Origin of the sequence: Amycolatopsis coloradensis (genome assembly GCF_037997115.1) — a bacterium.
Classification (GTDB): Bacteria; Actinomycetota; Actinomycetes; order Mycobacteriales; family Pseudonocardiaceae; genus Amycolatopsis; species Amycolatopsis coloradensis_A.
Window position 1 is genome coordinate 7,357,785 of the sequence record NZ_CP150484.1, and the last position, 24,054, is coordinate 7,381,838.

At 69.2% G+C, this 24,054-nt stretch carries 24 protein-coding genes; 13 read left to right on the forward strand and 11 right to left on the reverse strand.

All coding sequences use genetic code 11. The features are described from left to right. The 5 genes from LCL61_RS34240 to LCL61_RS34260 all read right to left on the reverse strand — a co-directional run. Positions 1-326 (reverse strand): hypothetical protein (locus LCL61_RS34240; RefSeq protein ID WP_340683579.1); only part of this gene is annotated, 326 nt, incomplete at its 3' end. Positions 327-777: 451 nt separating this feature from the next. Further along, positions 778-1,146 carry a DUF3817 domain-containing protein gene (locus LCL61_RS34245; protein ID WP_340683580.1) on the reverse strand — a complete coding sequence of 123 codons (369 nt, stop codon included), beginning with the start codon at positions 1,144-1,146 and terminating at the stop codon, positions 778-780. 203 nt (positions 1,147-1,349) lie between these two features. After that, entirely contained in the window at positions 1,350-3,737 is a 2,388-nt protein-coding gene (locus LCL61_RS34250) for a GH92 family glycosyl hydrolase (RefSeq protein WP_340683581.1), read from the reverse strand. A 105-nt stretch (positions 3,738-3,842) separates the two neighbouring features. Then, a complete protein-coding gene (locus LCL61_RS34255; RefSeq protein ID WP_340683582.1) occupies positions 3,843-5,132 on the reverse strand; it encodes a flavin monoamine oxidase family protein in 1,290 nt (429 codons plus the stop codon). Positions 5,133-5,214: 82 nt separating this feature from the next. Then, positions 5,215-5,820, reverse strand: a complete 606-nt coding sequence (locus tag LCL61_RS34260) for a TetR/AcrR family transcriptional regulator (RefSeq protein ID WP_340683583.1) — start codon at positions 5,818-5,820, stop codon at positions 5,215-5,217. 194 nt (positions 5,821-6,014) lie between these two features. Between LCL61_RS34260 and LCL61_RS34265 the strand changes: the two genes are divergently transcribed. From LCL61_RS34265 to LCL61_RS34285, 5 genes are all read left to right on the forward strand, one after another. Further along, entirely contained in the window at positions 6,015-7,001 is a 987-nt protein-coding gene (locus LCL61_RS34265; RefSeq protein WP_340683584.1) for a LacI family DNA-binding transcriptional regulator, read from the forward strand. Beyond that, entirely contained in the window at positions 6,998-8,053 is a 1,056-nt protein-coding gene (locus LCL61_RS34270) for a mannose-6-phosphate isomerase (RefSeq protein ID WP_340683585.1), read from the forward strand. The genes LCL61_RS34265 and LCL61_RS34270 overlap by 4 nt, the downstream gene beginning before the upstream one ends. After that, on the forward strand, positions 8,050-8,814 hold the full coding sequence (locus tag LCL61_RS34275) for an ATP-binding cassette domain-containing protein (RefSeq protein WP_340683586.1): 765 nt from the start codon (positions 8,050-8,052) through the stop codon (positions 8,812-8,814). Before LCL61_RS34270 ends, LCL61_RS34275 begins: the two co-directional genes overlap by 4 nt. Next, entirely contained in the window at positions 8,811-9,872 is a 1,062-nt protein-coding gene (locus LCL61_RS34280) for an ABC transporter permease (RefSeq protein WP_073848166.1), read from the forward strand. Before LCL61_RS34275 ends, LCL61_RS34280 begins: the two co-directional genes overlap by 4 nt. An 81-nt stretch (positions 9,873-9,953) precedes the next feature. Beyond that, positions 9,954-10,943: an ABC transporter substrate-binding protein gene (locus LCL61_RS34285; RefSeq protein ID WP_340683587.1), complete on the forward strand. Its 990-nt coding sequence runs from the start codon at positions 9,954-9,956 to the stop codon at positions 10,941-10,943. Positions 10,944-11,007: 64 nt separating this feature from the next. Here LCL61_RS34285 and LCL61_RS34290 read toward each other — a convergent pair whose 3' ends face one another. Then, on the reverse strand, positions 11,008-11,487 hold the full coding sequence (locus LCL61_RS34290; RefSeq protein ID WP_340683588.1) for a hypothetical protein: 480 nt from the start codon (positions 11,485-11,487) through the stop codon (positions 11,008-11,010). Positions 11,488-11,558: 71 nt separating this feature from the next. Between LCL61_RS34290 and LCL61_RS34295 the strand changes: the two genes are divergently transcribed. The 6 genes from LCL61_RS34295 (at position 11,559) to LCL61_RS34320 (ending at position 17,483) form a co-directional block, all read left to right on the forward strand. Further along, a complete protein-coding gene (locus tag LCL61_RS34295; RefSeq protein ID WP_340683589.1) occupies positions 11,559-12,605 on the forward strand; it encodes a sensor histidine kinase in 1,047 nt (348 codons plus the stop codon). After that, positions 12,602-13,372, forward strand: coding sequence for a LytTR family DNA-binding domain-containing protein (locus LCL61_RS34300; RefSeq protein ID WP_340683590.1), 771 nt, complete (start codon positions 12,602-12,604; stop codon positions 13,370-13,372). The genes LCL61_RS34295 and LCL61_RS34300 overlap by 4 nt, the downstream gene beginning before the upstream one ends. Next, positions 13,369-13,716, forward strand: coding sequence for a hypothetical protein (locus LCL61_RS34305; protein ID WP_257484726.1), 348 nt, complete (start codon positions 13,369-13,371; stop codon positions 13,714-13,716). The genes LCL61_RS34300 and LCL61_RS34305 overlap by 4 nt, the downstream gene beginning before the upstream one ends. After that, positions 13,716-15,449 (forward strand): cation acetate symporter, encoded by a 1,734-nt coding sequence (locus tag LCL61_RS34310; RefSeq protein WP_340683591.1) that lies wholly within the window; start codon positions 13,716-13,718, stop codon positions 15,447-15,449. The genes LCL61_RS34305 and LCL61_RS34310 overlap by 1 nt, the downstream gene beginning before the upstream one ends. 67 nt (positions 15,450-15,516) lie before the next feature. Then, positions 15,517-15,858: a DUF485 domain-containing protein gene (locus LCL61_RS34315; protein WP_340683592.1), complete on the forward strand. Its 342-nt coding sequence runs from the start codon at positions 15,517-15,519 to the stop codon at positions 15,856-15,858. Next, on the forward strand, positions 15,855-17,483 hold the full coding sequence (locus tag LCL61_RS34320; protein WP_340683593.1) for a cation acetate symporter: 1,629 nt from the start codon (positions 15,855-15,857) through the stop codon (positions 17,481-17,483). The genes LCL61_RS34315 and LCL61_RS34320 overlap by 4 nt, the downstream gene beginning before the upstream one ends. 62 nt (positions 17,484-17,545) lie before the next feature. Here the strand turns inward: LCL61_RS34320 and LCL61_RS34325 are convergent, their stop codons facing one another. Continuing rightward, a complete protein-coding gene (locus LCL61_RS34325; protein ID WP_340683594.1) occupies positions 17,546-18,289 on the reverse strand; it encodes an isocitrate lyase/phosphoenolpyruvate mutase family protein in 744 nt (247 codons plus the stop codon). After that, entirely contained in the window at positions 18,286-18,750 is a 465-nt protein-coding gene (locus LCL61_RS34330; protein WP_016336647.1) for a carboxymuconolactone decarboxylase family protein, read from the reverse strand. The genes LCL61_RS34325 and LCL61_RS34330 overlap by 4 nt, the downstream gene beginning before the upstream one ends. A gap of 46 nt (positions 18,751-18,796) precedes the next feature. Between LCL61_RS34330 and LCL61_RS34335 the strand changes: the two genes are divergently transcribed. Then, complete coding sequence (locus LCL61_RS34335) at positions 18,797-20,176, forward strand: PLP-dependent aminotransferase family protein (RefSeq protein WP_340683595.1); 1,380 nt, start codon at positions 18,797-18,799, stop codon at positions 20,174-20,176. 78 nt (positions 20,177-20,254) lie between these two features. On the opposite strand, the gene LCL61_RS34340 is transcribed toward LCL61_RS34335, so the two are convergent. Continuing rightward, positions 20,255-20,935: a peptidylprolyl isomerase gene (locus LCL61_RS34340; RefSeq protein ID WP_091598803.1), complete on the reverse strand. Its 681-nt coding sequence runs from the start codon at positions 20,933-20,935 to the stop codon at positions 20,255-20,257. A 146-nt stretch (positions 20,936-21,081) separates the two neighbouring features. On the opposite strand from LCL61_RS34340, the gene LCL61_RS34345 reads away from it, so the two are divergent. Further along, a complete protein-coding gene (locus LCL61_RS34345; RefSeq protein ID WP_340683596.1) occupies positions 21,082-21,669 on the forward strand; it encodes a hypothetical protein in 588 nt (195 codons plus the stop codon). A gap of 120 nt (positions 21,670-21,789) precedes the next feature. Here the strand turns inward: LCL61_RS34345 and meaB are convergent, their stop codons facing one another. Next, on the reverse strand, positions 21,790-22,758 hold the full coding sequence (meaB, locus tag LCL61_RS34350; RefSeq protein WP_340683597.1) for a methylmalonyl Co-A mutase-associated GTPase MeaB: 969 nt from the start codon (positions 22,756-22,758) through the stop codon (positions 21,790-21,792). 4 nt (positions 22,759-22,762) lie between these two features. After that, a complete protein-coding gene (locus LCL61_RS34355; RefSeq protein ID WP_340683598.1) occupies positions 22,763-23,944 on the reverse strand; it encodes an acetyl-CoA C-acetyltransferase in 1,182 nt (393 codons plus the stop codon). Positions 23,945-24,054: the final 110 nt, after the last annotated feature.

Below are 24,054 nucleotides of genomic sequence, written 5' to 3' on the forward strand. Positions count from 1 at the left end.
TGAGACACCGGCGGGCCTGTGTGGCAATGACCGCGGACGTACGCTGGGCGAAGGTCCGAACGCGCTGTGGCGTCCCGGGAGGTCGATGTGGAGAGCGCGAATGCGGTGATCGCGCCGCGGTTGCGGGCGTCCTGGCAGCGCAGCGCCCGGTACGGCGCGCCCGAGGACGAGGTCCGGCCGGTGTTCACCGGGTCGTTGGACACCGGTTCGCTGCTGTACGAGTGCGGCAACGAGGTGTTGCGGGGTCTGCAGGCGACGTTGGCGAATGAGCCGGTCAGCTTGATGATCACCGACAGTGAGGGCTTGGTGCTGAGCAGGCTGTGCACGGACGCGTCGATCGTCCGGTCGTTGGATCGGGTGCATCTGGCGCCGGGGTTCTACTTCGCGGAGAGCAACGCCGGGACCAATGGGCTGGGTTTGGCGCTGGCCGATCGCGCGCCGACGTTGGTGCGGGCGGCGGAGCATTACTGCACGGGGTTGCGGGGTTATACGTGTGCGGCGGTGCCGGTGCTGGATCCGCTGACCGGTGCGCTGGCCGGGAGCGTGAATCTGACGACGTGGTCGGATCAGTCGTCGGAGTTGCTGCTGGCGCTGGCGCAGGCGGCGGCCGGGAACACGGCGGCGTTGATGCTGGCGCGGGCGTCGGGGCGGACGCCGCGGCCGGCGCCGCGGGGTGAGGTGTTCCGGGTGCGGCCGGATCGGTTCGATCCGGCTGATGTGCCGCCCCTTCCCTCGGCTGAGCCGAGGGAAGGGGGCCTTCACGCGCTTAAAAGAAGATCAGGCGGCGGCAGCGGTTTCCGGGGTCTTGGTGAACAGGCCGACCCCGCCGTGCGACAGCCGCTGCGGGCCGTCCAGCTTGCCGTTGCGCAGCGCCCAGGACTCGAACAGCCAGGTGAACAGCGGCGGGATGCTGGAGAGCAGCGCGAGGATCAGGGTCTTCGGGCGCCAGCCGAGCGGCTTCGCCACGGACAGGGAGACCAGCACGTAGAGGACGAACACGACGCCGTGCACCATGCCGAGGACGGGAACGCCGCCCTCGCCGAGCTTGACGGCGTACTTGAGGAACATCCCGACCAGCAGCCCGGCCCACGAGAGGGCTTCGGCTACCGCGGCCACGCGGAATACTAGAGCGGCCTTGCTGGACACTTTCTCCTCCTGTGGGGTCTCACCACTATGCGTACACACATGACTACGTCCGACGAGCACTGTCCAAGGCGGACTCGCCAAGAACGTCAACAGCGCTGTCGGACGTGGTAATACCAGTGTGAGGCGTGACGGCCCTCACCGGAACACCGGGGGCCGTGATGCTGCTCACGACCCCCGGTACGAACCGGTCTAAACCACTCGGATCAGCCGGCGCAGGGCGATTTCGGCGCGCCTTCCGGGCCGGTCGCCCAGGTGGCCTTGGCCACATCCCCGGTCAGCTTGAAGTCCAAAGTGGTCCCTCGCGTCAACTGTTCCAACCCGACATACGCCCGCTGCGAACCGGCTCCCAGTCCTTGGACGTACTGGAGCTTCGACCCGTCGGCGCCGTCGGCCTTGATCGTGATGTCACGGCCGTTCTCCAAGTGCACCACCGACTTCTCGAACCGCGGCGCGTTGAGCACGAACTGCCCGGTGCCCGGCACCGCCGGATACAGCCCCAGCGCGCTGAAGACGTACCACGCGGACATGGTCCCGAGGTCGTCGTTGCCGGTGACACCGTTGGGCGCGTTGGTGAACAACGTGTGCGCGGCGCGAACGACGGCCGAGGTCTTCCACGGCTGCCCGGTCAGCGTGTACATCCAGGGCGAGTGCAGATCCGGCTCGTTGTTCGGGTTGTAGCGGAACTGGTTGTAGTAGTTGTACGGGCCGACGACCCATTCCTCGCGCACGGTCTTGGCCGGGTCCTTGACCAGATCCCCGTAGGCGAAGAAGTCGTCGAGCCGCTTGCCGACGTTCTCCTTGCCGCCCATGCGCTCGACGAGCCCGGGGACGTCCTGCTGGGTCAGCCACTGGTACTGCCACGACGTGCCCTCGTGGAACCCGTCCGGGCTCTGCGGAGTGTACGGCTTGTCCGCCGGGCTGAACCATTCGCCGTCTTCGACCTTGGGCCGGTAGAACCCGGTGAAGCCGCGATCGGTCACCGAAGAATCCCACAGCGTGCGATAGCTCCGTCCCTTGTCCGCCAAGGCCTTCGCGTCGTCCTTCCGGCCGAGACCGGCGGCCATGATGGACAGTGAGCAGTCCGCGAGCGCGTATTCCAGCGTGGCCGAAGCGCCGTGGTTCGGATCGGTGTCCTGCCCCTTCTTCGGGAAGTCCTTGTCGTACTGGACGAACCCGTCCTTTTGGTAGCTCGCGTTCCCCGAGCGGCCCTGGAACGGCGAGGACGCGGGCGGGATCTCCCGCGAGTTCCGCAGAAGTGCCTGGTACGCCTTGAACTCCTGCCCGGACAGCGCGCCGAAACGCCACAGGTCGACCAGGAACGGGGTGACCGGATCGCCGGTCATCGTGTTCGTCTCCTGGTTCGCGTACGCCCAGCGCGGCAGCCAGCCACCCTGGTCGTGGATGGCGAGCACCGACTTCGCGACGTCCTTCGCCCGCGACGGCCGCAGGAGGGCGAGCAGCTGGTTCTGCGTGCGATAGGTGTCCCACAACGAGAAGAACTCGTAGTACGTCCACCCCAGCGCGCGGTGGATCTTGTCGTCGAACCCGCGGTAGCGGCCGTCGGCGTCGTTGCCGGTCAGCGGCTGCAGGAGCGCGTGGTAGAGCGAGGTGTAGAACACCGTGCGGTCGTCCTTCGTCCCGCCCTTGATGTCCACTGAGGACAGTTCCTTGCGCCAGGCGCGCTGGGCGCCGTCGCGGACGGCGTCGAACGAACGCCCCTTCTCCGAGGCGAGGTTGAGCCGCGCGCCGAAAGCGTCCACATGGGAAATCGCCGTCGTCGCGGTGACTTGCCCTCCGCCGAAGGTCAGCCACGCGCCACGCAGCCCTTCACCACCGGCGGACTCCTTCGAGCCGGGGGTACCGCCCGTCGGCGACCAGGTACCGAAGGACTTGAACGGCTTGTCGAACGTCGTGGTGAACCAGGTCTTGTACGGCTTCCCGCCGCAGAACGCCTGCGACTCCACCATTCCCTCGACCGTCCGGTCACCCACGACGCGGATTTGGCTCGCCGTCACGGGTTCCTTGTCGTTGGCTTGCCCGACGTTGACGAAAACGTTCGCGTCGCCCGATTTCGCGAAGGTGTACCGCTCGACACCGGTGCGCGTGGTCGCGGTGGTCTCCGCGTCGACGCCGCCGTAACCGGTGAGCCGCACCTTGTAGTAGCCGGGCTTCCCGACCTCGGCCTCGTGCGTGTACGGCGAGGCGTACTTCTTGTGGTCGAACGTCTCGGGTTTCGTGGTGTCGAACGCCGCGCCGGGCCCGACCGCGCCGGTGGTGGGCAGGGACGACACGAGCCCGCCCTGCTCCCAGCAGCCCGCGCCGGACAGGAAGAAATGCCCGAAGCCGCGGATCGCGGTGTCGTCGTAGCGATATCCGGCGTAATGCGAGGAAATCGGGCTGACCTGCGTCATCCCGAAAGGCGCCGAAGCGCCGGGGAAGGTGTTGCCGTCGTCCTTGGTGCCGATGAAGGTGTTGACCGCGTCCACGGGGTCTCCACCGGGCGCCGCCGCCGCGACGGGCGTGAGCAGCCCGGCGGGGACGACGAGCGCGGTGAGCAACCCGGCGACGCGGGTCGAAATGCGTGCAGGCATGGGAAAGGCCGCCTCCTGACAACGTTGTCGCTGCCTGCTCACCTTCGACAAGAACGGACCACCTGGTCAAGAGGCCCGCCAAACCCTGTCCGATTCAGGACACGCTCATCCGAGCACTTCGGCCACCTCCCGCGCCGCGCGTTCACCCGCTTCGATGGCGCCGTCGAGGTAACCGGGGTGCTCACGGGCGGTTTCCGAGCCCGCCCAGTGCACGTGCCCGGCCGGGGCCGACGAAAGCGGCGGGAAACCGTCGGTCGTGCCCGGCACGGGAAGCGCGGTGTAACCACCACCGACGTGCTCGTCGAGATGCCACGCCTTTTCGTGCCAGCCCACGGGTTCGAGTACGGCGGAGCCGAGATGCGAGACCAGCGGCCGGAGCAGCGCGTCCCGGCGGGCCGCGACCTCCAGCCCGTCGAGCCGCCGCGCCCGGGGGCCGCCGACCAGCACGCACAGGTGTCCGGGCCCGCCGGGGGCGGTCGTGTCGAACACCGTGTGCCCGAAGCCGTCCAGGACGAGGAACTCACCGTTCGCGCGCTCTCGCCAGAACGGCCGCTCGTAGACCGCGATCGCCTTGTGCACCGTCCCCATACAGGTGTTCTTTTCCAGCTCGAGCCGCTGTCGCGAGAGCGTGGGCTCGTGCGCGATCCTGGCGGCGACCGGCGGCGGTACGGCGATGACGGCCTTCGCCGCCCGCAAGCGATCCGTCCCGGTCCGCACGGTGACCCCGTCGTCGTCACGGACGATCGAGGTGACCGCTGCCCCGGTCCGCACCCGTGAGCCGAGTTCGGCGGCGAGACCGTCGACGAGCGCTCCCATGCTCTCGGCGAGCAGGGCCTCCTGTGCCCCGCCGGCCGTCGACAGCATGGTCCACAATCCGCCCTGCGCGCGGATCATCCTGGTCATCGCTTCGACGGAGAACCGGTCGAGGTCGGCGGTCCACGACACCGCGGCCACCGCCTCCAGCAACCCGCGGGCCCGGCGGCCCGGCACCGCGCGCAGCACCGATCCCAGCGTCGTGCGGTTCCACCGTTTCGGTGTCCCCGTCCTGCCCAGCACACCCGCCGCGGCCAGCGCGAGACCGGCGGGCAGCAGGGCGGGCGACCAGAGCGGCACCCGCCGGCCCGCCTCGATCAACACGGGATGCGGCCCGGTGTGCATGGGGAACTCGGTGGCGCCGAATTCGGCCGCCAGCGCCCTGACCCGGTGATGGTCGGCCCCGATCCACTGCCCGCCGAGGTCGAGCCGGGAACCCAGTACGGTCGTCTCGCCAAGGACCCGTCCGCCGATCCGGCCCGCGGCCTCCAGGACGACGACTTCGACGCCTCGCCGGTGCAGAGCGCGTGCCGCCACCAGCCCCGACAAACCGGCACCGACGACCACGACAGTCGTGTCCATTCGTCAACCTCCGCAACTCAGTCAGTCGTATGACTTGACCTTAAAGCAGCTTACGGCGACCCGCAACGATGCTGGCCAGACCTCAGACAGGCCGGATGTCCGCCGAGGCGATGAGCATCCCGATGACGGTTTCGAGGTCGGCGCGAGCGCGCTCGTCGTCGGGTTCGCAGACGTACTGCGCGATGAGCCCGTCGACGCCGGCGAGCATGACCCTGGCGAGCCGGTCGTAGGGCAGCGCGCATTTCTCGCCCGCGTTGACGGCGGCCTCCCGGCACCAGTCGGTCAGCACCGCGACGTAACGCCGGTACTGCCAGCTCGCCATGCTTCCCTGTCCCGGCTTCCGCAACGCGTAGTGCAGCAGTTCGCCCTGCATCAGCTGCAGCTTGACGTGATCGGCGACCAGCTCCGACCAGAAACTCGTCAGTCCCTGGCGGATCGCGTGCGCCAGGCCCCGGTCGAGTTCGACCGTCCCGGCCAGCACGGTCGAGATCTCCTCGACCACGTCCTCGATCACGGCCCGCAGCAGCGCTTCCTTGCTGGAGAAGACGTACTGCAACGTGCCGAGCGGGACGCCGGCTTCGGCCGCGACCGCCCGCAAGGTCGTCGCGGCGACGCCGTCGCGCTGCATCACTTCGCGGGCGGCGGCGACGAACTGCCTGCTGCGCACCGACGCTTCGACATACGGCATTCCGCACTCCCCTCGATCGGACATGACCTTGCCACAGCCCCGGCACGGGTAACGGTTCGACTTCGGAAGGCGTCTCCAGGACGAACCGGGCATTGACATCGCCGCGCCGCTGGCGTTCAATTCCCGCCACTATGACAACGTTGTCTTCGAGCGGACCGGACAACGGCCACCGCACTACCGGCCGACGGGCCACGATGAGTGACGTGGCCCGGCTCGCGGGCGTGAGCATCAAAACCGTCTCGCGAGTGGTGAACGATGAGCCCGCCGTCCATCCGGACACCGCGGAGCGCGTCATGGCGGCGATCGAGCAGCTCGGGTTCCGGCGCAACCTCGGCGCGCGGAACCTGCGGCGCGGCTCGACGACCGGGACGATCGGCCTGATCGTCGAGGACGTCGGAAACCCCTTCTACTCCGAGCTCAACCGGGCCGTCGAGCGCATCGCGACCTCCTTCGGCCGCCAGGTGCTGACCGGTTCGTCGGAGGAGAACTCCGACCGGGAACGCGAGCTGGTCCTGGAGTTCTGCTCCCGTCGCGTCGACGGCATCCTCGTCGTCCCGGCCGGGATGCAGCACGGCTACCTGGTCCCCGAGATGCGCGCGGGCACGCCCGTGGTGTTCCTCGACCGGCCCGCCGGCGACATCGTGGCCGACACGGTGCTGGTCGACAACATCGGCGGCACCGTCGAAGCGGTCGCCCACCTCGCGAAACACGGCCATCGCCGGATCGCGTTCCTCGCCGACAGCCCCGACATCTTCACCGCGGGCGAACGCCTGCGCGGTTTCCGGGAAGGCTGCGTCCGCAACGGGATCCCCTACGACGACAGACTCGTCGTGATGCGGACGCCGAGCGCCGAGAGCGTCGGCGACGCCGTGAAACGGCTGCTCACCGGGGCGAACCCGGCCACCGCCGTGGTCGCGGGCAACAACCGGGTCGCCGTGCACCTGCTGCGCGCGCTGGCCCACGCCGAGCGGCGGCCCGCGATGATCAGCTTCGACGACTTCGAACTGGCGGATCTGCTGGATCCGCCGGTCTCCGTGATCGCGCATGACGTGAGCGCGTTGGGCCGGGCGGCCGCGGAACTGCTGTTCGCCCGGGTCCAGGGAGATCAATCCGCACCGAGAAAGGTAGTTCTGCCCGTGCATCTCGTAGCCCGCGGTTCCGGGGAGGTCGCCCCTTCATGAGCGGCCACCTCGAACCGATCCGCCTGCCGGCGAACCAGCCGCCGCAGTTCTACCGCGGCGGCGACGCCATCGCCGCGTTGCGGGGCGCGTCTTCGGAATCCAAGTACGGCCCGGAGGACTGGGTCGGCTCGGCCACCACGATGTTCGGCCAGGAGACCAACGGCCTGACCAAGCTGCCCAGCGGGATCTGGCTGCGCGACGCCGTCCGCGAGAACCCGTCCGCCTGGCTCGGCGCCAAACACGTCGAGGCGCTCGGCGATTCGACCGGCCTGCTGGTGAAGCTGCTCGACGCGGGCCAGCGCCTGCCGGTGCACTTCCACCCGTCGGACTCGTTCGCGAAGCGGCACTTCGACTCGCACTTCGGCAAGACCGAGGCGTGGATCGTGGTCGGCACCTACGGCGACGACCCCCGCGTCTACCCGGGCTTCAAGGAGACCGTCGACAAGGCGACGGTCAACGAATGGGCCCGCACCCAGGACGCGCCCGCCATGCTCGGAGCGCTGAACAGCGTCGCGGTGACGCCCGGCGACACGGTGTACATCCCGGCGGGCCTGCCGCACGCGATCGGCGAAGGCGTCTTCGTCGTCGAGCTCCAGCAGCCGACCGACTTCTCGCTGACCCTGGAATGGCGGGACTTCCTGGCGAACCCGGAGAAGGCGCATCTCGGCATCGGCTTCGAGACCGCCATCGAAACCCTGGACACCTCCGGCTGGGACGAAGAACGGCTCGGCTCGATCGTCAAGCGCACCTCGGGGGACGAAGCGTCCACTGTGGATCTTCTCGCCGACGGCAGCGACGCGTTCTTCCGTGCCGACCAGCTCCGTCCCGCCGTTTCCGGTAGGTCGACAACGTTGTCACTCGATCCGTCGTTCGCGGTACTGGTCGTCATGGCCGGTTCGGGCACGCTCCGCACCGAACACGGCGGCGAGTACGCGCTGCGCAGGGGCGAGACGTACGTGGTCCCGCACGACGCCGGTCAGTCCACTGTGGAGGGTGATCTCACCGTCATCCGCTGCCGTCCTCCCGCACCCGAGAAGAGGGAGCGATCGTGAGCGAACTCCTGCTCGACGCACAGAACCTGGTCAAACGCTACGGCTCGGTGGAGGCGCTGCGCGGCGCTTCCTTCCAGGCCCGCGCCGGCGAGGTCACCGCGCTGATCGGCGACAACGGCGCCGGAAAGTCCACTTTGGTCAAATGCCTGTCCGGCGCGGAACAGCCGACGTCGGGCAGCATCCTGCTCGACGGTGCCGAAGTGGTGCTGGACTCCCCCACCACGGCACGGCGGATGGGGATCGAGACGGTGTACCAGGACCTCGCGGTCGCACCGGAACTCGACCCGGCCGCGAACCTGTTCCTCGGCAGGGAGATCCACCGCAAGGGGTTCCTCGGCAAACTCGGGATGCTGGACAAGAAGGAGATGAAGCGCCAGGCCGTGGAGGAGTTCCAGCGGCTCGGCGTGACCCTGCAGAGCACCGACGTCCCGATCGGCTCGCTTTCGGGCGGGCAGCGGCAAAGTGTCGCCGTCGCGCGGTCGGTCGTCTGGGCGTCGAAGGTCGTGTTCATGGACGAGCCGACGGCCGCGCTCGGCGTCGTGCAGCGCGAACGCGTGCTCGACGTGATCAAGAAGGTGCGGGACAAGGGCATCGCCGTCGTGCTGATCAGCCACAACATGCCCGAGGTGCTGTCGGTGGCCGACCGCGTCGAGGTGCTGCGGCTCGGCAAACGCGTCGCCCGGTTCACCGGCGCCGACACGAAACTGGAAGACCTGGTCGCCGCGATGACGGGCGCCCTCGTACAAGAGGAGGCGGCGTGACCGTGTCCACTCCGACGAAGAACGGCCCCGAGATCCAGACCTCGGTGGACGGTGGTTTCGGCAAACGGTCGATCGGCCAGCGGTTGATCGGGGCGAACACGTTCTGGATCGCGCTGGTGCTGCTGGCGCTCATCATCGTGTTCACCGCGATCGCGCCCGCCGAGTTCGCGACACTGTTCACCTTCCAGACCCTGCTCATCGAGACCTCGGTGCTGCTGGTGCTCTCGGTCGGCATGACGTTCGTGATCATCACCTCCGGTATCGATCTCTCGGTCGGTTCGGTGCTGATCTTCGCGGGCATGGTGGCGGGCAAGACGATGGAAGCGCTCAGCCCGGACGGCGACGCCACCAAAGCGGGCTGGGGCGTCATCACCGCCGGGCTCGTGGCGGCCGTCGTCGCGGGCACGATCTGGGGCCTGATCAACGGTTTCCTGATCGCGGTGGCGAACATCCCGCCGCTGATCGTCACGCTCGGCACGATGGGTGCCGCGCTCGGCGCCGCGTACCTGCTGAACAACGGGTCCGACGTGCGCAGCGTCCCGACCGAGCTCAACAAGACGCTCGGCTACGGGACGTCGTTCGGCGGCGTGCCGAACCTGGTGCTGGTGGCCGTGGTGATCACGCTGATCGGCGCCTGGCTGTTGCACACCACCAAATTCGGCCGCTACACCTACGCCGTCGGCTCCAACGCCGAGGGCGCGCGGCGGGCGGGCATCGGGGTGACCGCGCACCTGCTGAAGGTGTACACGCTCACCGGTTTCCTCGCCGGTGTCGCCGGTTTCCTCTCGCTGGCGTACTACGCGTCGACGACCATTTCGGCGCACACCACCGACAACCTCAACGCCATCGCCGCCACGGTGATGGGTGGCACGAGCCTCTTCGGCGGTGTCGGTTCGGTGCTGGGCACGGTGATCGGCGTGTTCATCCCCGCCGTGCTGAAGAAGGGCTTCAACATCACGCAGGTCCAGGACTTCTGGCAGATGATCGCGGTCGGCGCGGTGCTGATCGCCGCGGTCTGGTTCGACCAGCGGCGCCGTCGTCGCCGCAACTCTCGTTAGCCCTCCCCGCCCCACCACCACCCTCAACGGAACTGCTTCGCAACGTCAAGCCGATCCCGAGCACAAAGAGGTGCTATCCCCATGAAGAAGACCCTGCTCGCCGCCGGTGCCGCCGTTTCCGCGGCCCTCCTGCTCACCGCGTGCGGCGGTGGCACCGTCGGCGAGGCGCCGTCAGGCGACTCCGGTGCCAAGACCAACAACAAGAAGCTGTCGCTCATCCCGGGCGTGCAGGCCGAGCCGTTCTACATCTCGATGCAGTGCGGCGCCCAGGAAGAGGCCAAGAAGGCGGGCTACGAGCTCACCACGCAGGCCCCGCAGAAGTTCGACGCGGCCATGCAGACCCAGCTGGTCAACGCGCTGGGCTCCAACCCGCCCGCCGCCCTGCTCATCGCGCCGACCGACGCGCAGGCGATGCTCGCGCCGATCCAGCAGGTCAAGTCGCGCGGCGCGAAGATCATCGAGGTCGACACCGCGCTGAAGGACACCAGTGTGGCCGAGTCGTCGATCTCCTCGGACAACGCCGAGGGCGGCAAGCTCGCCGCCAAAACGATGGCGGAACTGGCCGCGGGCAAGACCGGCTCGGTGCTGGTGCTCGACACCATCGCGGGCACCTCGACCACGAACACCCGCGCGAAGGGTTTCGAGGACGAGCTGAAGAACTACCCCAACCTGAAGTCGGCGGGTGTGCAGTTCACCCAGAACGAGCCCGACCAGGCCGCCTCCAAGGTGACCGCCGCGCTGGCGTCCACGCCGGACCTGATCGGCATCTTCGCGACCAACCTCAACACCGGTGAGGGCGCCGCGACCGGCCTGCGGAACGCGGGCAAGATCGGCGCGGTCAACCTGATCGGCTTCGACGCTTCGCCGTCGGAGATCGAGGGCCTGAAGAAGGGCGAGTACCAGGGCCTCATCGCGCAGGACCCGGCCGCCATCGGGCAGCAGGGCGTGCAGCAGGCCATCGCGGCCCTGGAGGGCAAGCCGGTGACGCGCAACCTGACCGCTTCGCTGCACTCGATCACCAAGGCGAACATGGACGCGAACGCCCAGTACTTCTACAAGCAGAGCTGCTGACTCACCTCGTGAGTGGTAAGGACGGTTCTAACCGTCCTTACCGCTCACGAGACTGGACCGACGCTCACGCCAGCTCCACGCGCGTCGTGCGTGGAACTAGCGTCTCCAACGCTCCGTACAGCCGGGCACCATCGCCCAGGTGACCCAGCGCGTACGCGTACTCGCCGTCCTCAAGCAGCACTTCGGGTCCCGAGCCGGTCCATTCGAGCCGGTAGTGCCACCAGTGCATCCACCGCCCCACCCGCCGCTTCTCCCGGTACACCCGCAGCCGCGTCACCTCGGTCCACCGGACCTCGAACACCCCCGGCACCGTGAAACCGGCCGCGGAAATCGCCAACGAGCTCGCCGAGCGCCGCAGGGCGAGCAGGATCAGCCCGGCGAAGGCCACGCTGAGCAGGCCGAACACCACCCCGGAAACCGAGCCGGAGAACAACGCCAGAACGACGGCCACCAGGCCGCCCCCGCCGAACACCACGAACCCCGCCCACGCGAACCGGCGCATCACGACGTCCAGCCGGAGCACCACCGCATCCCCAGTGACCATGTCCGGAGCGTAACCGCCGAATCCACGCAGCGACGTTAGGATCTAGGCCCCGACGTCGCGGAGGAGGCCGGATGACCACCCGTCTGCCCTGGCGTCCCGCCGCGAGCGCGGATCCGGTGCCGGTGCTCGCCGCCGCCCAGCGTGTCTCCGACGATCTCATGGACGGTCTGGCCGGGCCCCGCGCCCGCCACGCGGCGCATGGCCTCCGGCGGCTGTTCGACGTTCCCGGCCTCGGGCTGACCGACCTCTCCGGCTCGCTGATCTGGTCGGGCAGACCGGCCGCCGACGACGTCGTGATCGCGGCGCTCGACGAGGTCCTCCACTCCGAGACGCCGGTGTCCGAGCCCGGGCTGCTGGCGCTGCCCCTGCACGTCCACGACGAACTGGCCGGCGTCCTCCTGGTCGCCGATGGCAAGAACGCCCTCGCCCGCCAGGCCGCCGAACTCGTCGTCCACGCGCTCGAACGCGGCAGGCTGGAAGCCTCCGCCGAGCAGGCCGCGGAGGCCGAACTGCGCGCGCTGCGGGCCGAGATCTCGCCGCATTTCGTCTACAACGCGCTCACCGTGATCTCCTCGCTGGTCCGCTCCGACCCGGACCGCGCCCGCGATCTGATGCTCGACTTCGCCGAGTACACCCGCTACAGCCTCGCCCGCCACGGCGAGTACACGATGGTCGCCGAGGAGTTCCGCGCCATCGAGACGTATCTGGCCCTGCAGCGCGCGGTACTCGGCGAGCGGCTGCGGGTGCAGGTGCGCGTCGCGCCGGAGGTGCTGGCCGTCGCGGTGCCGTACCTCGTGCTGGAACCGCTGGTGGAGAACGCGATCCGGCACGGGATCGAGCCACGCGCCGAGGCGGGGTTCATCCAGGTTCAGGGAATGGCGGAAGGGAACGACTGCGTGATCAGCGTCGAGGACGACGGTGTCGGCATGGACCCCGCACGCGCGGCGGCGATCCTGGCCGGGCGCGGTGACGACGGCGGCGTCGGACTGGCCAATGTGGACAGAAGGCTGCGCAGCGTCTACGGGCCGTGGTACGGCCTGACGGTCGAGACCGAGGCCGGCGCGGGTACCAGGGTCGTGGTGCGCGTGCCCCGATTCCAGCCGGGGGTGCTGCCGTGACGAACGGGCTGCGGGTGCTGGCGGTCGACGACGTCCCGCCCGCTCTCGACGAGCTGTGCAGCCTGCTGCGCGAGGCACCGGAAGTCGCCGAGGTGGTCGCCGCCGGTGACGCCGTCAACGCGCTCAAACTGTTGCAGGGCAGTCATTTCGATGCCGTCTTCCTCGACATCTCCATGCCCGGCCTCGACGGGCTCGAGCTCGCCTCGCTGCTGGCGCGGCTCAGCGAACCGCCGGTGATCGTGTTCGTCACCGCGCACGACGGGCACGCCGTGGCCGCGTACGGGATCGGCGCGGTCGACTACCTGCTCAAACCGGTCCGCGCGGAACGGCTGTCCGCCGCACTGTCCAAAGTGGTCAGGATGGCGGGCAACCAGCCCGACGAGCCGAAACCCGCGCCGGACGCGATGTCCGCGCTGCCGGTGGAATCCGGCGGGCGCACGCGGTACGTCCGCCGCGACGACGTCCAGTTCGTCGAGGCGCACGGCGACTATGTCCGGCTGCACACGAAATCCGGCGTCCACGTCACGCGGATGCCCATCTCCCGGCTCGAAGAGTATTGGGAGGGAACGGGATTCACCCGCGTGCACCGGGGTTTCCTGCTCGCCGTGGACGCCGTACTCGAACTGCGCAGCGACACGACCGGCGGGCTGTTGGCGCATACCGAAGCGGGTGACGTGCCGGTGAGCCGCCGCCACGCGCGCGACCTGCGCGACCGGCTGCTCGCCGCCGCGCAGCGCGGCGAACTGGGCCGGGGAAGCCGCTCGTGAGCCGTGTCAAACGGGTCGCCGTCACCAGCCCGCAGACCCGGCTCGCGCATTCGCGGCGCCGTTCGCGCGGACGTTGGCGGGTCCCCCGGCTGGCCGCGGGCGACGCAGAACGCGCGGACGCACTCTACCGGGCCCAGCGCCGCCGAGGGATTCCCGCGCTGGCCGGGATGTTCGGGCTGGTGTTCGGGCTCCCCCTGGTCTTCGGGGTGTTCCCCGGGCTGGATTCGGTGCGGCTGCTGGGTATCCCGCTGTCCTGGCTGATGATCGCGATCCTCCCGTACCCGGCGATGGCACTGCTGTCGTGGTGGCAGTTGCGCCGGGCGGAAAAGATCGAGGACGAGTAGTGGTCGCGGCGCTCTCGGTGGCCCCGGTCGTGCTGGTCACCCTGCTGATCGGGTTGCGCGGGGTCGCGGCCATGCGCACGACGTCGGATTTCCTCGTCGCCTCGCGCCGGATCTCGCCGCTGGTCAACTCCGCCGCGGTCTCCGGCGAATACCTGTCCGCGGCGTCGTTCCTCGGCGTCGCGGGCCTGGTGGTGAAGGACGGCATCGGCGCGCTCTGGTACCCGGTCGGATTCACCGCCGGGTACATCGCGATGCTCGTGCTCGTCGCGGCGCCGATGCGGCGCTCCGGCGCGCTCACCGTCCCGGACTTCGCCGAGGCGCGGCTCGCTTCCCCCGCCCTGCGCCGTCTGGCCGCCGTCGTCGTCCTCGTGATCGGAACCCTTTACCTGGTCCCGCAGTTCCGCACCGCGGGGCTCGTGCTGACCGCCGTCGGCGGCACGCCGTACTGGGTCGGCGTCGTCATCGCGGGCACCGCCGTCAGCGCGACACTGGCACTCGGCGGCATGCGCGCGGCGACCTACGTCCAGGCGTTCCAGTTCGTGTTGAAACTGCTGCTGTTCATCATCCCCGCGATCTGGCTGGTCTCCCAGGTCTCCCCGGAGGAACGGTCGGCTTCGGTGCACCCGGTGGAATTCACTCACTTCGCCCGCGACACCCAGCTGTCCTTCGAGATCGACGTGACGCTGACCCTGCGCGAGCCGACCACCCTGCTCACCCCGGAAAAGCACGTGGTGCCGCCGGGAGAACTGGTGGCCAGGAGCGGGGAAACGCTGGAATTCGCCGAGGGCACGCCGGTTCCCGCCGTCCGGGGCGGTGCCCCGCTGGGCGGGCCGGACTGGCAACGGCCGCTGCTCGACCTCGGCGATCAGGGTTATCCGCTGCTCGGCACGTGGGCGATCCTGATCGCCACCATGCTCGGCACCATGGGCCTGCCGCACGTCCTGATGCGCTTCCACACCAGCCCGGACGGCCGCGCCGCCCGCCGGACCGCGGCGATCACCGTCGCCCTGCTCGGCGTCTTCTACCTGTTCCCGGGGGTTTACGGCGTCTTCGGCCGCGTGCTGGTGCCCGAGCTGTACGTCTCGGGCGCGACGGACACGGTCGTCGTCGCGCTGCCGGCGCAGATCGACGACGGCTGGGCGGGCTCGTTGTTCACCGGATTGCTGACGGCGGGCGCGTTCGCGGCTTTCCTGGCGACGTCACTCGGGCTGCTGCTGGTGATCTCCGGCGCGGTCGCGCACGACCTGGCGCCCGGCGGCCTGCGGAGACTGCGCTGGTCGGTCCTCGGGGCGGCGGCGGTGATGGTCCTGCTCGCGCTGCCGTCGGCCAGATTGGACGCGGGCGTCCTCGTCACCTGGGGCTTCACCGTGGCCGCGTCCACATTCTGCCCGTTGCTGGTGCTCGGCATCTGGTGGAACCGGCTGACCGCCGCGGGCGCGATCAGCGGCGTCCTCGCCGGGCTCGTCGCGTCTTCGGGCTCGATCCTCGTGGCCTTGTTCGTCCCCAGCCTGAGCGGTCTGCCCGCGATTCTCGTGTCGCAGCCCGCACCTTGGTCGGTTCCGCTGGCATTCGGAGTAATGATCGTGGTTTCCTGGCGGGGCAGGCCTCCCGCCTGGTCGACGGCCGCCATGCTGCGGCTGCACTTGGACGATCGCACAGCCGAAACCCCCTCGTCGTGGTCGGACTACCGTTCGTCGACCGTTCGTCGTCTCGGCAGACGTTTGAACCGCTGAAGGTTCCGGTCTCCTTGACCTCTCCTTAACGTGTCGCGGAACACATTCGCGGTGCGAGGAGAGCACGATGAGTACCGAAACGAACGCTCCCAGTCCGCCGGAAACGGACTGGGACAAAGCCCATGACAGCGCGGAGTTCAAGGAACTGCGGGCTCGGTTGCGCCGGTTCGTGTTCCCCGTCTCGGCGCTGTTCCTCCTCTGGTACCTGCTCTACGTGCTGCTCGCCGACTACGCGCACGGCTTCATGAGCACGAAGCTGGTCGGGAACATCAACGTCGGCCTCGTCTTCGGTCTGCTGCAGTTCGTTTCGACCTTCGTGATCACCGGGCTCTACGTCCGCTACGCGAACAAGAAACTCGACCCCATCGCGGAGAAGATCCGCACGGACATCGAGAGTGAGACCAAATGACCCTCGCCGCCGGAGTCGAGGGCAGCAGCCCCGTACTCAACATCACCATCTTCGGCCTGTTCGTGGTGGTCACGCTGTTCGTCGTGTTCCGGGCGAGCCGCAACACGAAGACGGCGTCGGACTACTACGCCGCCGGCCGCGCGTTCACCGGCCCGCAGAACGGCGTCGCCATCGCGGGTGACTACCTGTCCGCCGCGTCGTTCCTCGGGATCGCGGGCGCGATCGCCGTCTACGGCTACGACGGATTCCTTTACTCCATCGGCTTCCTGGTGGCGTGGCTGGTCGCCTTGCTGCTGGTCGCCGAACTGCTGCGCAACACCGGCAAGTTCACCATGGGTGACGTGCTGGCGTTCCGGATGAAGCAGCGTCCGGTGCGGGCCGCGGCGGCGACGTCCACGCTGGCCGTCTCGTTCTTCTACCTGCTGGCGCAGATGGCGGGGGCCGGTGGCCTCGTCGCGCTGCTGCTCGGGATCGAGAGCAAGGCCGGGCAGGCCGCGATCATCGTGATCGTCGGCATCATCATGATCGCCTACGTGCTCATCGGCGGGATGAAGGGCACCACCTGGGTCCAGATCATCAAGGCGGCGCTGCTCATCGCCGGCGCGCTCGCGATGACGCTGTGGGTGCTGGGCATGTACGGCTTCAACCTTTCCGCGCTGCTGCAGGGCGCGGTGGACAGGGCGGGCAGCGCCGGTGAGGCGCTGCTCGGGCCGGGTAACCAGTACGGCAAGACCGGTACGACGAAGCTCGACTTCCTGTCGCTGGGCATCGCGCTGGTCCTCGGTACCGCCGGCCTGCCGCACGTCTTGATGCGCTTCTACACCGTGCCGACCGCGAAGGAAGCCCGTCGTTCCGTGGTCTGGGCGATCGCGCTGATCGGCGTCTTCTACCTGTTCACCCTGGTGCTCGGCTACGGCGCCGGCGCGCTGGTCGGCGCGGACAAGATCAAGGCCGCGCCGGGTGGCGTCAACTCGGCGGCACCGCTGCTGGCACTGGAACTCGGCGGGCCGGTCCTGCTGGGCCTGATCGCGGCGATCGCCTTCGCGACGATCCTCGCGGTGGTCGCGGGACTGACGATCACGGCGTCGGCGTCGTTCGCGCACGACGTCTACGCCAGCGTGATCAAGAAGGGCAAGGCGTCCCCGGATTCGGAGGTGAAGGTCGCCCGGATCACCGCGCTGGTGATCGGCGCGGTCGCGATCCTCGGCGGCATCCTCGCCAACGGGCAGAACATCGCGTTCCTGGTGGCGCTCGCGTTCGCGGTGGCGGCGTCGGCGAACCTGCCGACGATCCTGTACTCGCTGTTCTGGAAGCGGTTCAACACCCAGGGCGCGCTGTGGAGCATCTACGGCGGCCTGAGCGTGTGCGTCGTCCTGATCGTCTTCTCGCCGGCGGTCTCGGGTAAGCCCGTCGACCCGAAGACCGGGAAGAGCGCCTCGATGATCCAGGGCGTCGACTTCCACTGGTTCCCGCTGGACAACCCGGGCCTCGTCTCGATTCCCGTGGCGTTCTTCCTCGGCTGGCTCGGCACCGTGCTGTCCAAGGAGCACAACCAGAAGAAGTACGCCGAGATGGAGGTCCGCTCGCTCACCGGTGCGGGCGCCGAAAAGGCGATCGCCCACTAGTCGCCGGGGCGGTGCGGCCGGCATCCAACGCCCCCGGCCGCACCGTCCCGGTTCCCATTCCCCTAATACGGCAGCTTTCCCGCCGTCAGTTCGGCCAGCTTCGCGCGGAGATCGGCGCGGACCGACTTCCACAGCCCGGTGCCCAGCGAGATCCGCGCCACCCCCAGTGCGGTGAGCGCGGAGAGATCGGGGCCTCCTGGCATCGGAGCGGCGTTGACCGCTCCCGGCGCGACCGCCTTCACGAACCCGCCGAGTACCTCCGGCGACTTCACCAGGATCGGATAGACGCAGTCCGCCCCGGCCTCGAAATACGCATTGGCCCGCAAGATCGCGTCGTCCAGTACCGCTCGTTCCTCGGACGCGCCGAGGAAGACGTCGACGCGGGCGTTGATCACCAGCGCGTCCCCGGCGGCCTCGCGCAACTCCGCGACCCGTTCCGCCTGTGCCTCCAGCGGACGTACCCCGCCTGAAGCGTGATCGGTGTCCTCGTAGTTGCAGCCGACGGCACCCGCCTCGGCCAGCCTCTCCGCGAGTTCACTCGCTTCGAGCCCGTACCCGCCTTCCACGTCGACGGTCACCGGAACCGAGACCGCCCGCGCGATCCGCGCCGCCGCCGCGAACATCTCGGCGGCGGGCGCGTCCTCCCCGTCCTCGTACCCGAGGACCTTGGCCACGGCGAAGGAACTCGTCGCCACGACAGGGAACCCGGCGGCTTCCACGAGCCGCGCGCTGTCGGCGTCCCACGCGTTCGGCAGGAGCAGCGGAGTACCCGCGACGTGCAGTTCCCGCAGCCGTGCCGCCGTCATTCGGCGCGCTCGGGCAGCGGCGCGTGGCTGGTCACGCACATCCGGTTCCAGCTGTTGATCGCGATGGCCTCCCAGACGATGGCGCGGTACTGCTCCTCGGTGAAGACGCGGGTGGCCTCTTCGTAGACGTCGTCCGGGACGTCGTGCAGGGTCGCCACGTTCGTGATCGCCTCGGTGAGCGCGAGCGCGGCGCGCTCCTGCTCGGTGAACAGTTCGGTCTCGCGCCAGCCCTGCAGCACGAACAGCCGCCGCGGCGACTCACCCATCTGCAGCGCGTCGTGGGAGTGCATGTCGAGGCAGAACGCGCAGTGGTTGATCTGCGACGACCGCATCTTCACCAGTTCGAGGATCTTCTGGTCGACACCGGCGTTGGCGGCCGCCTTCTCGACTTCGGCCTGCAGTTTCGCCATGGCCTGGTAGATCTCGGGCACTCGCTTGCCCACATGGATTCGCTCGGTCATGCCGTCGAATCTAGCGGCGACTGGCCCACGAGTATGGTCCAGTCTCATGGCGGAATCGTGGTCCAGTTCGGGAATAGACGTCCATCTGGACTGGCGTCCCGAAAGCGGCCGGAGCGGGCTCGCCGCGGCGATCCGCGCGGCCATCCGGGAGGGACGCTGGCAGGCGGGCGCCGCGGTGCCCTCCACCAGGGCACTGGCGCAGGACCTCGGCGTGGCCAGGGGAACGGTCACCAGGGTGTACTCCGACCTCGCCGCCGAGGGATACCTGCGGACCACGCAGGGCGCGCCGACCCGCGTCGCGACGGCGGGCGCGCTGCCCGCGTCACCGCCGCGGCCCGTCCCCCGCGACCCGGCGCCGCGCTGGGACCTGCGCCCCGGCAGGCCGAACCTGTCCGCGTTCCCCCGCTCCGCCTGGCTCGCGGCGACCCGGCGGGCACTGCACAAGGCGCCGATGTCGGCGTTCGACTACACGGCCGAGTCCGGTGCCCCGGAGCTGAGGGAAACGCTCGCCGCGTATCTGGCCCGCAGCCGCGGCGTGATCGCCGACCCCGCCCGCATCCTGGTGTGTTCCGGGTTCTCGCACGCGATCGCGGTACTGGCGCGGGTCCTGCACGCGCGCGGCGCGGACGAGATCGCGTTCGAGAACCCGTCGCTGCACATCTACCGGAGCATCGCCGCCGCCAACGGTCCCCGCGTGGTCGGCGTGCCCGTCGACGACCACGGGATCACGGTGTCCGCTTTGGACAGTCCGGCGGTGGTGGTCACTCCGGCGCACCAGTACCCGCTCGGCGTCACCCTCGCGCCGCGGCGGCGGGCCGAACTCACCCGCTGGGCGGAGGAAACCGGTGCCGTCGTGATCGAAGACGACTACGACGGCGAATTCCGCTTCGACCATCAGCAGGTCGGCGCGTTACAGGCGCTGGCTCCCGAACGGGTCGTGTACGTGGGCACGACGAGCAAGACGCTCGCGCCGTCGCTGCGCCTGGGCTGGATGGTGCTGCCGCGGTTCCTGGTCGAGCCGGTGCGCGCGGCGCTGGCCGAGAGCGGGGCGCGGCCCGCGCTGCTGGACCAGCTGGCGATGGCCGAACTGATCGAATCGGGCGCCTACGACCAGCACATCCGCCGCTGCCGCGTCGAATACCGGTCCCGGCGCGACAAGCTGCTCGCGGCCCTGCCGGATTCCGTGCTGCCGCAGGGGATCTCGGCCGGGCTGCATTTGGTGCTCCAGTTCCCCGGCGAGCTTCCGAGGGAGATGGAGGTGCTGGCCGCCTGCCGCCGCCGCGCCATCGGGCTCGAAGGGCTCAGCGAGTACTGGATCGGCGAGCCTCGGCGCGAAGGGCTCATCATCGGGTACGGCGCCGCCGCGAAGCACGCTTTCGGCGGCGCCACCCAAGCCTTGCGCGAGGCCATCTTCGAAGTCACCTGACTCCCCGCATTTCGTCCTCTGAATGCGGTAGTACGTCCGACGAACCACCGCATTCAGAGGACGAAATGCATAAGGGGGTCAGCAGAACCAGGGGCGCGCCCGGAGGATGTCGGTCTTCAGGACGGGGGCGCCGTCGACCGGGGCGGGGTTCTCCGGGGTCGGCTTGATGCCACCGGCGGCGACGTCGTCGAGGGTTTCGAGGCCTTCGTGACCCACGGTGCCGAAGATCGTGTAGTTCGGGCGCAGCGCGGAGTCGCCGTACACGACGAAGAACTGGCTTCCGTTGGTCGCCGGACCCGCGTTGGCCATCGCGAGGACGCCACGCGCGTACACCTTGCGCTCGCCGGTCGGGTCGGTCGGCGCGGGCGGCAGGCCCACGGGCAGCTCGTCCTTGTACTTGTAGCCGGGGCCGCCCTCGCCGGTACCGCTCGGGTCACCGCACTGCAGCACCTTCAAGGTCGGGTACGCGGTCAGCCGGTGACACGTCGTGCGGTCGTAGAAACGGTGCTTCGCCAGGTGCAGGAAGCTCTGCACCGTGCACGGCGCCTTCGCCCGATCGAGCGTCAGGTCGATCTTGCCCTGGTTGGTCTTCAGCTGCACCGGGACCTTGCCCCGGTCCGGCGTGCGCCGGGGGTCCGGCGGCAGCGGGACCGGCCGCGCGGCAGGCTCATCCGGGGTCTGCGTGTACTGGCACGGCCCCTTCGTGACCTTCGGTGGCGCGCCCTCCGCCGACGCCGTTCCGGTGCCGGCCGCGAGCATCAGCCCTGCCCCCAGCACTGCCACAAAGACCTTCGCGATCCTCTGCACGGTTCCTGCCTCCCAGCCGTGGACGAAGAAGAGAGCATAGGGTGAATCCCCGGCGCTCACACAGGTCCGGAAGTAGGTCCGCGATTAGGGTCGAAGCCGTGGAGATCGCCGAACGACACCAATGGCAGCTGAACGCCTTGACCTTCCTGTACGCGTACACGCAGTACGTCCTCGTGCACGAGAGGGTCATGGCCGGGCTGCCGCCGGAGAAACCGGCCGAACTCGACAAGCCGCGCATGCTCAGGCTCGCCAAGGTCGTCGACGACATGATCCTCGACTTCCGCAAGGAGGACGGGCTGACCGATCTCGAACGGCGCCGGGTCGTCCGACTCGCCAGGGAGATCAAGTCGCACGTACGGGAGACGTGGCCGCCTCGCGAACCGTCGCTGACCGAGTGGATCGCCTCGGCCGCGGCGCACTTCTACTGCGAGGAGCACATCAACAACGGCTACGTCCGGATGGGCCGCGTCTTCGATCCCGACATGGCCGACAGGTTCCTGGAGCGCGTGGAGTTCTGCCGGGGCCAGACCGTCACGATCACGAAGTACGCCCACAAGGTGGCCGACGGCGAGCAGCTCACCTACGGCGAGACGAACCAGCTCGAGGTCTGGAAAGAGGACGCGATCGCCCATCTGGACAATCTCGACAGCGATTTCGGTGACATCAAGATGTACGTCGAATTCTGACCGCTGCTGCACCAACAACCTCGTGAGTGGTAAGGACAGATCGGAAGAGCACNCCGGATCGCCTTCGCGGTAGGCCTCGCTGACGAACCTGGTAAGGACGGTTAGAACCGTCCTTACCACTCACGAGCCGCGAAGATCTCCGATGAGTTCTTCGGCCGCCGCGAACGGGTCGAGTTTCCGCGCGACCACGCGTTCGGCCAATTCGGTGAGCCGGTCGCCGGAGCGCAGGTCGACGAGTTCCGCGCGCAGCCGCTGCACGGCGATCGCCTCGACCTCGTCCCGGGCCCGCGCCGCACGGCGGCGGGGCAGTTCGTCGCGCCGGACCAGCCAGTCGTGGTGTTCGTCGAGCGCGCGGACGACGTCCTCGACCCCTTCGCCCCGCGAGGCCACCGTTCGCACGATCGGCTGACGCCAGCTCGGACCGCGGATCTCCCTGCGCACCAAGGAGATCATTTGCTTGAGGTCGTGCACGGTGGCGTCCGCGCCCTCGCGGTCGGCCTTGTTGACCACGAACACGTCCGCGATCTCCAGCACGCCCGCCTTGGCCGCCTGGATCCCGTCGCCCATCCCCGGCGCGAGCAGGACCACCGTGGTGTCGGCCAGTTTCACGACGTCCACTTCGGACTGACCGACGCCGACGGTCTCGATCAGCACGACGTCGAACCCGGCCGCGTCGAGGACCCGGACCGCCTGCGGCGTCGCCCACGACAGCCCGCCGAGATGACCGCGCGTGGCCATCGAACGGATGAAGACGCCCGGATCGGTGGCGTGTTCGGTCATCCGGATCCGGTCGCCGAGCAGCGCGCCGCCGGAGAACGGCGACGACGGGTCGATCGCCAGCACCCCGACCCGCAGGCTCCGCGCCCGCAGGGCCGTGAGCAGCGCGGACGTCGATGTCGACTTACCGACACCGGGCGGGCCGGTCAGGCCGACGACCCGCGCGTTGCCGGTGTACGGCGTCAGCTTCGCCGCGACCTCGGGCAACCGCGGATGAGCGTCCTCGACCAGCGACAGCAACCGGGCGATCGCGCGGGGGACGCCGTCCCGCGCGCGACCGACCAGTTCGTCGATGTCCAGCTGTACCGGCAAGGGCTTACGGAACGCGAAGCAGCAGCGCGTCGCCCTGGCCGCCACCACCGCAGAGGGCGGCCGCGCCGAGCCCGCCGCCGCGACGGCGGAGCTCGTGGACCAGGTGCACGGCGAGCCGCGCGCCGGACGCGCCGATCGGGTGACCGAGCGCGATGGCGCCGCCGTCGACGTTCACCTTCTCCGGGTCGAGCCCGAGCTTGTCGGCGGAGACCAGGCCGACGGCGGCGAACGCCTCGTTGATCTCGACGAGGTCGAGCGCGTCGGCGGTCAGCTTCTCCTTGGCCAGCGCGGCCAGGATCGCGTTCGACGGCTGCTCGTGCAGGCTGGCGTCCGGACCGGCGACCACGCCGTGCGCGCCGATCTCGGCGAGCGCGGTCAGGCCCAGTTCCTCGGCCTTGGCCTTGCTCGCGACGATGACCGCGGCCGCGCCGTCGGAGATCTGCGACGCCGAGCCTGCGGTGATGGTGCCGTCGGAGGCGAAGGCGGGACGCAGCTTCGCGAGGCTTTCGGCGGTGGTGTCGGCGCGGACGCCCTCGTCCTGCGAGAAGACGATCGGGTCGCCCTTGCGCTGCGGGATCGACACCGGCGCGATCTCGACGTTGAACCGGCCCTCGGCGATGGCGGCGGCGGCGCGCTGGTGCGACCGCGCGGAGAACTCGTCCTGCTGCTCACGGGTGATGCCGTAGCGGCTGTTGTACTTCTCCGTCGACGAGCCCATGGCGACCTGGTCGAAGGCGCAGAACAGGCCGTCGTACGCCATGTGGTCGACGAGCGTGGTGTCGCCGTACTTGAAGCCCGCGCGGGACTTCGGCAGCAGGTGCGGCGACTGGGTCATCGACTCCTGGCCGCCCGCCACGATCAGGTCGAACTCACCCGCGCGGATGAGCTGGTCGGCCAGCGCGATGGCGTCGAGGCCGGAGAGACAGACCTTGTTGATGGTCAGCGCCGGGACGCTCATCGGGATACCGGCGGCGACCGCGGCCTGACGGGCCGGGATCTGGCCGGCGCCCGCGGTGAGCACCTGGCCCATGATCGTGTACTGGACCGCGTCCGGCGAGACGCCGGCCTGCTCCAGCGCCGCCTTGATGGCGAATCCGCCAAGTTGCGCGCCCGAGAAATCCTTCAGGGAACCGAGCAATCGCCCGATCGGCGTACGGGCGGCACCCAGGATCACGGAACCGGACACGGCGTCCTCCAAGCATCGGCGCAAGGGCAAAGGGGGTCTTCGCGACCATACCCGGGTCGCGGGTCTCTTGATGGAGCCAGTGTGAGGCGGCGCACGCCGGTCCACTCGCT

Bases quoted from the DNA above. Each gene is read 5' to 3' on its own strand.
- LCL61_RS34250 (WP_340683581.1), bottom strand. From the start codon at position 3,737: ATGCCTGCACGCATTTCGACCCGCGTCGCCGGGTTGCTCACCGCGCTC.
- LCL61_RS34255 (WP_340683582.1), bottom strand. From the start codon at position 5,132: ATGGACACGACTGTCGTGGTCGTCGGTGCCGGTTTGTCGGGGCTGGTG.
- LCL61_RS34260 (WP_340683583.1), bottom strand. From the start codon at position 5,820: ATGCCGTATGTCGAAGCGTCGGTGCGCAGCAGGCAGTTCGTCGCCGCC.
- LCL61_RS34265 (WP_340683584.1), top strand. From the start codon at position 6,015: ATGAGTGACGTGGCCCGGCTCGCGGGCGTGAGCATCAAAACCGTCTCG.
- LCL61_RS34270 (WP_340683585.1), top strand. From the start codon at position 6,998: ATGAGCGGCCACCTCGAACCGATCCGCCTGCCGGCGAACCAGCCGCCG.
- LCL61_RS34285 (WP_340683587.1), top strand. From the start codon at position 9,954: ATGAAGAAGACCCTGCTCGCCGCCGGTGCCGCCGTTTCCGCGGCCCTC.
- LCL61_RS34290 (WP_340683588.1), bottom strand. From the start codon at position 11,487: ATGGTCACTGGGGATGCGGTGGTGCTCCGGCTGGACGTCGTGATGCGC.
- LCL61_RS34295 (WP_340683589.1), top strand. From the start codon at position 11,559: ATGACCACCCGTCTGCCCTGGCGTCCCGCCGCGAGCGCGGATCCGGTG.
- LCL61_RS34315 (WP_340683592.1), top strand. From the start codon at position 15,517: ATGAGTACCGAAACGAACGCTCCCAGTCCGCCGGAAACGGACTGGGAC.
- LCL61_RS34320 (WP_340683593.1), top strand. From the start codon at position 15,855: ATGACCCTCGCCGCCGGAGTCGAGGGCAGCAGCCCCGTACTCAACATC.
- LCL61_RS34325 (WP_340683594.1), bottom strand. From the start codon at position 18,289: ATGACGGCGGCACGGCTGCGGGAACTGCACGTCGCGGGTACTCCGCTG.
- LCL61_RS34330 (WP_016336647.1), bottom strand. From the start codon at position 18,750: ATGACCGAGCGAATCCATGTGGGCAAGCGAGTGCCCGAGATCTACCAG.
- LCL61_RS34335 (WP_340683595.1), top strand. From the start codon at position 18,797: ATGGCGGAATCGTGGTCCAGTTCGGGAATAGACGTCCATCTGGACTGG.
- LCL61_RS34340 (WP_091598803.1), bottom strand. From the start codon at position 20,935: ATGCTCGCGGCCGGCACCGGAACGGCGTCGGCGGAGGGCGCGCCACCG.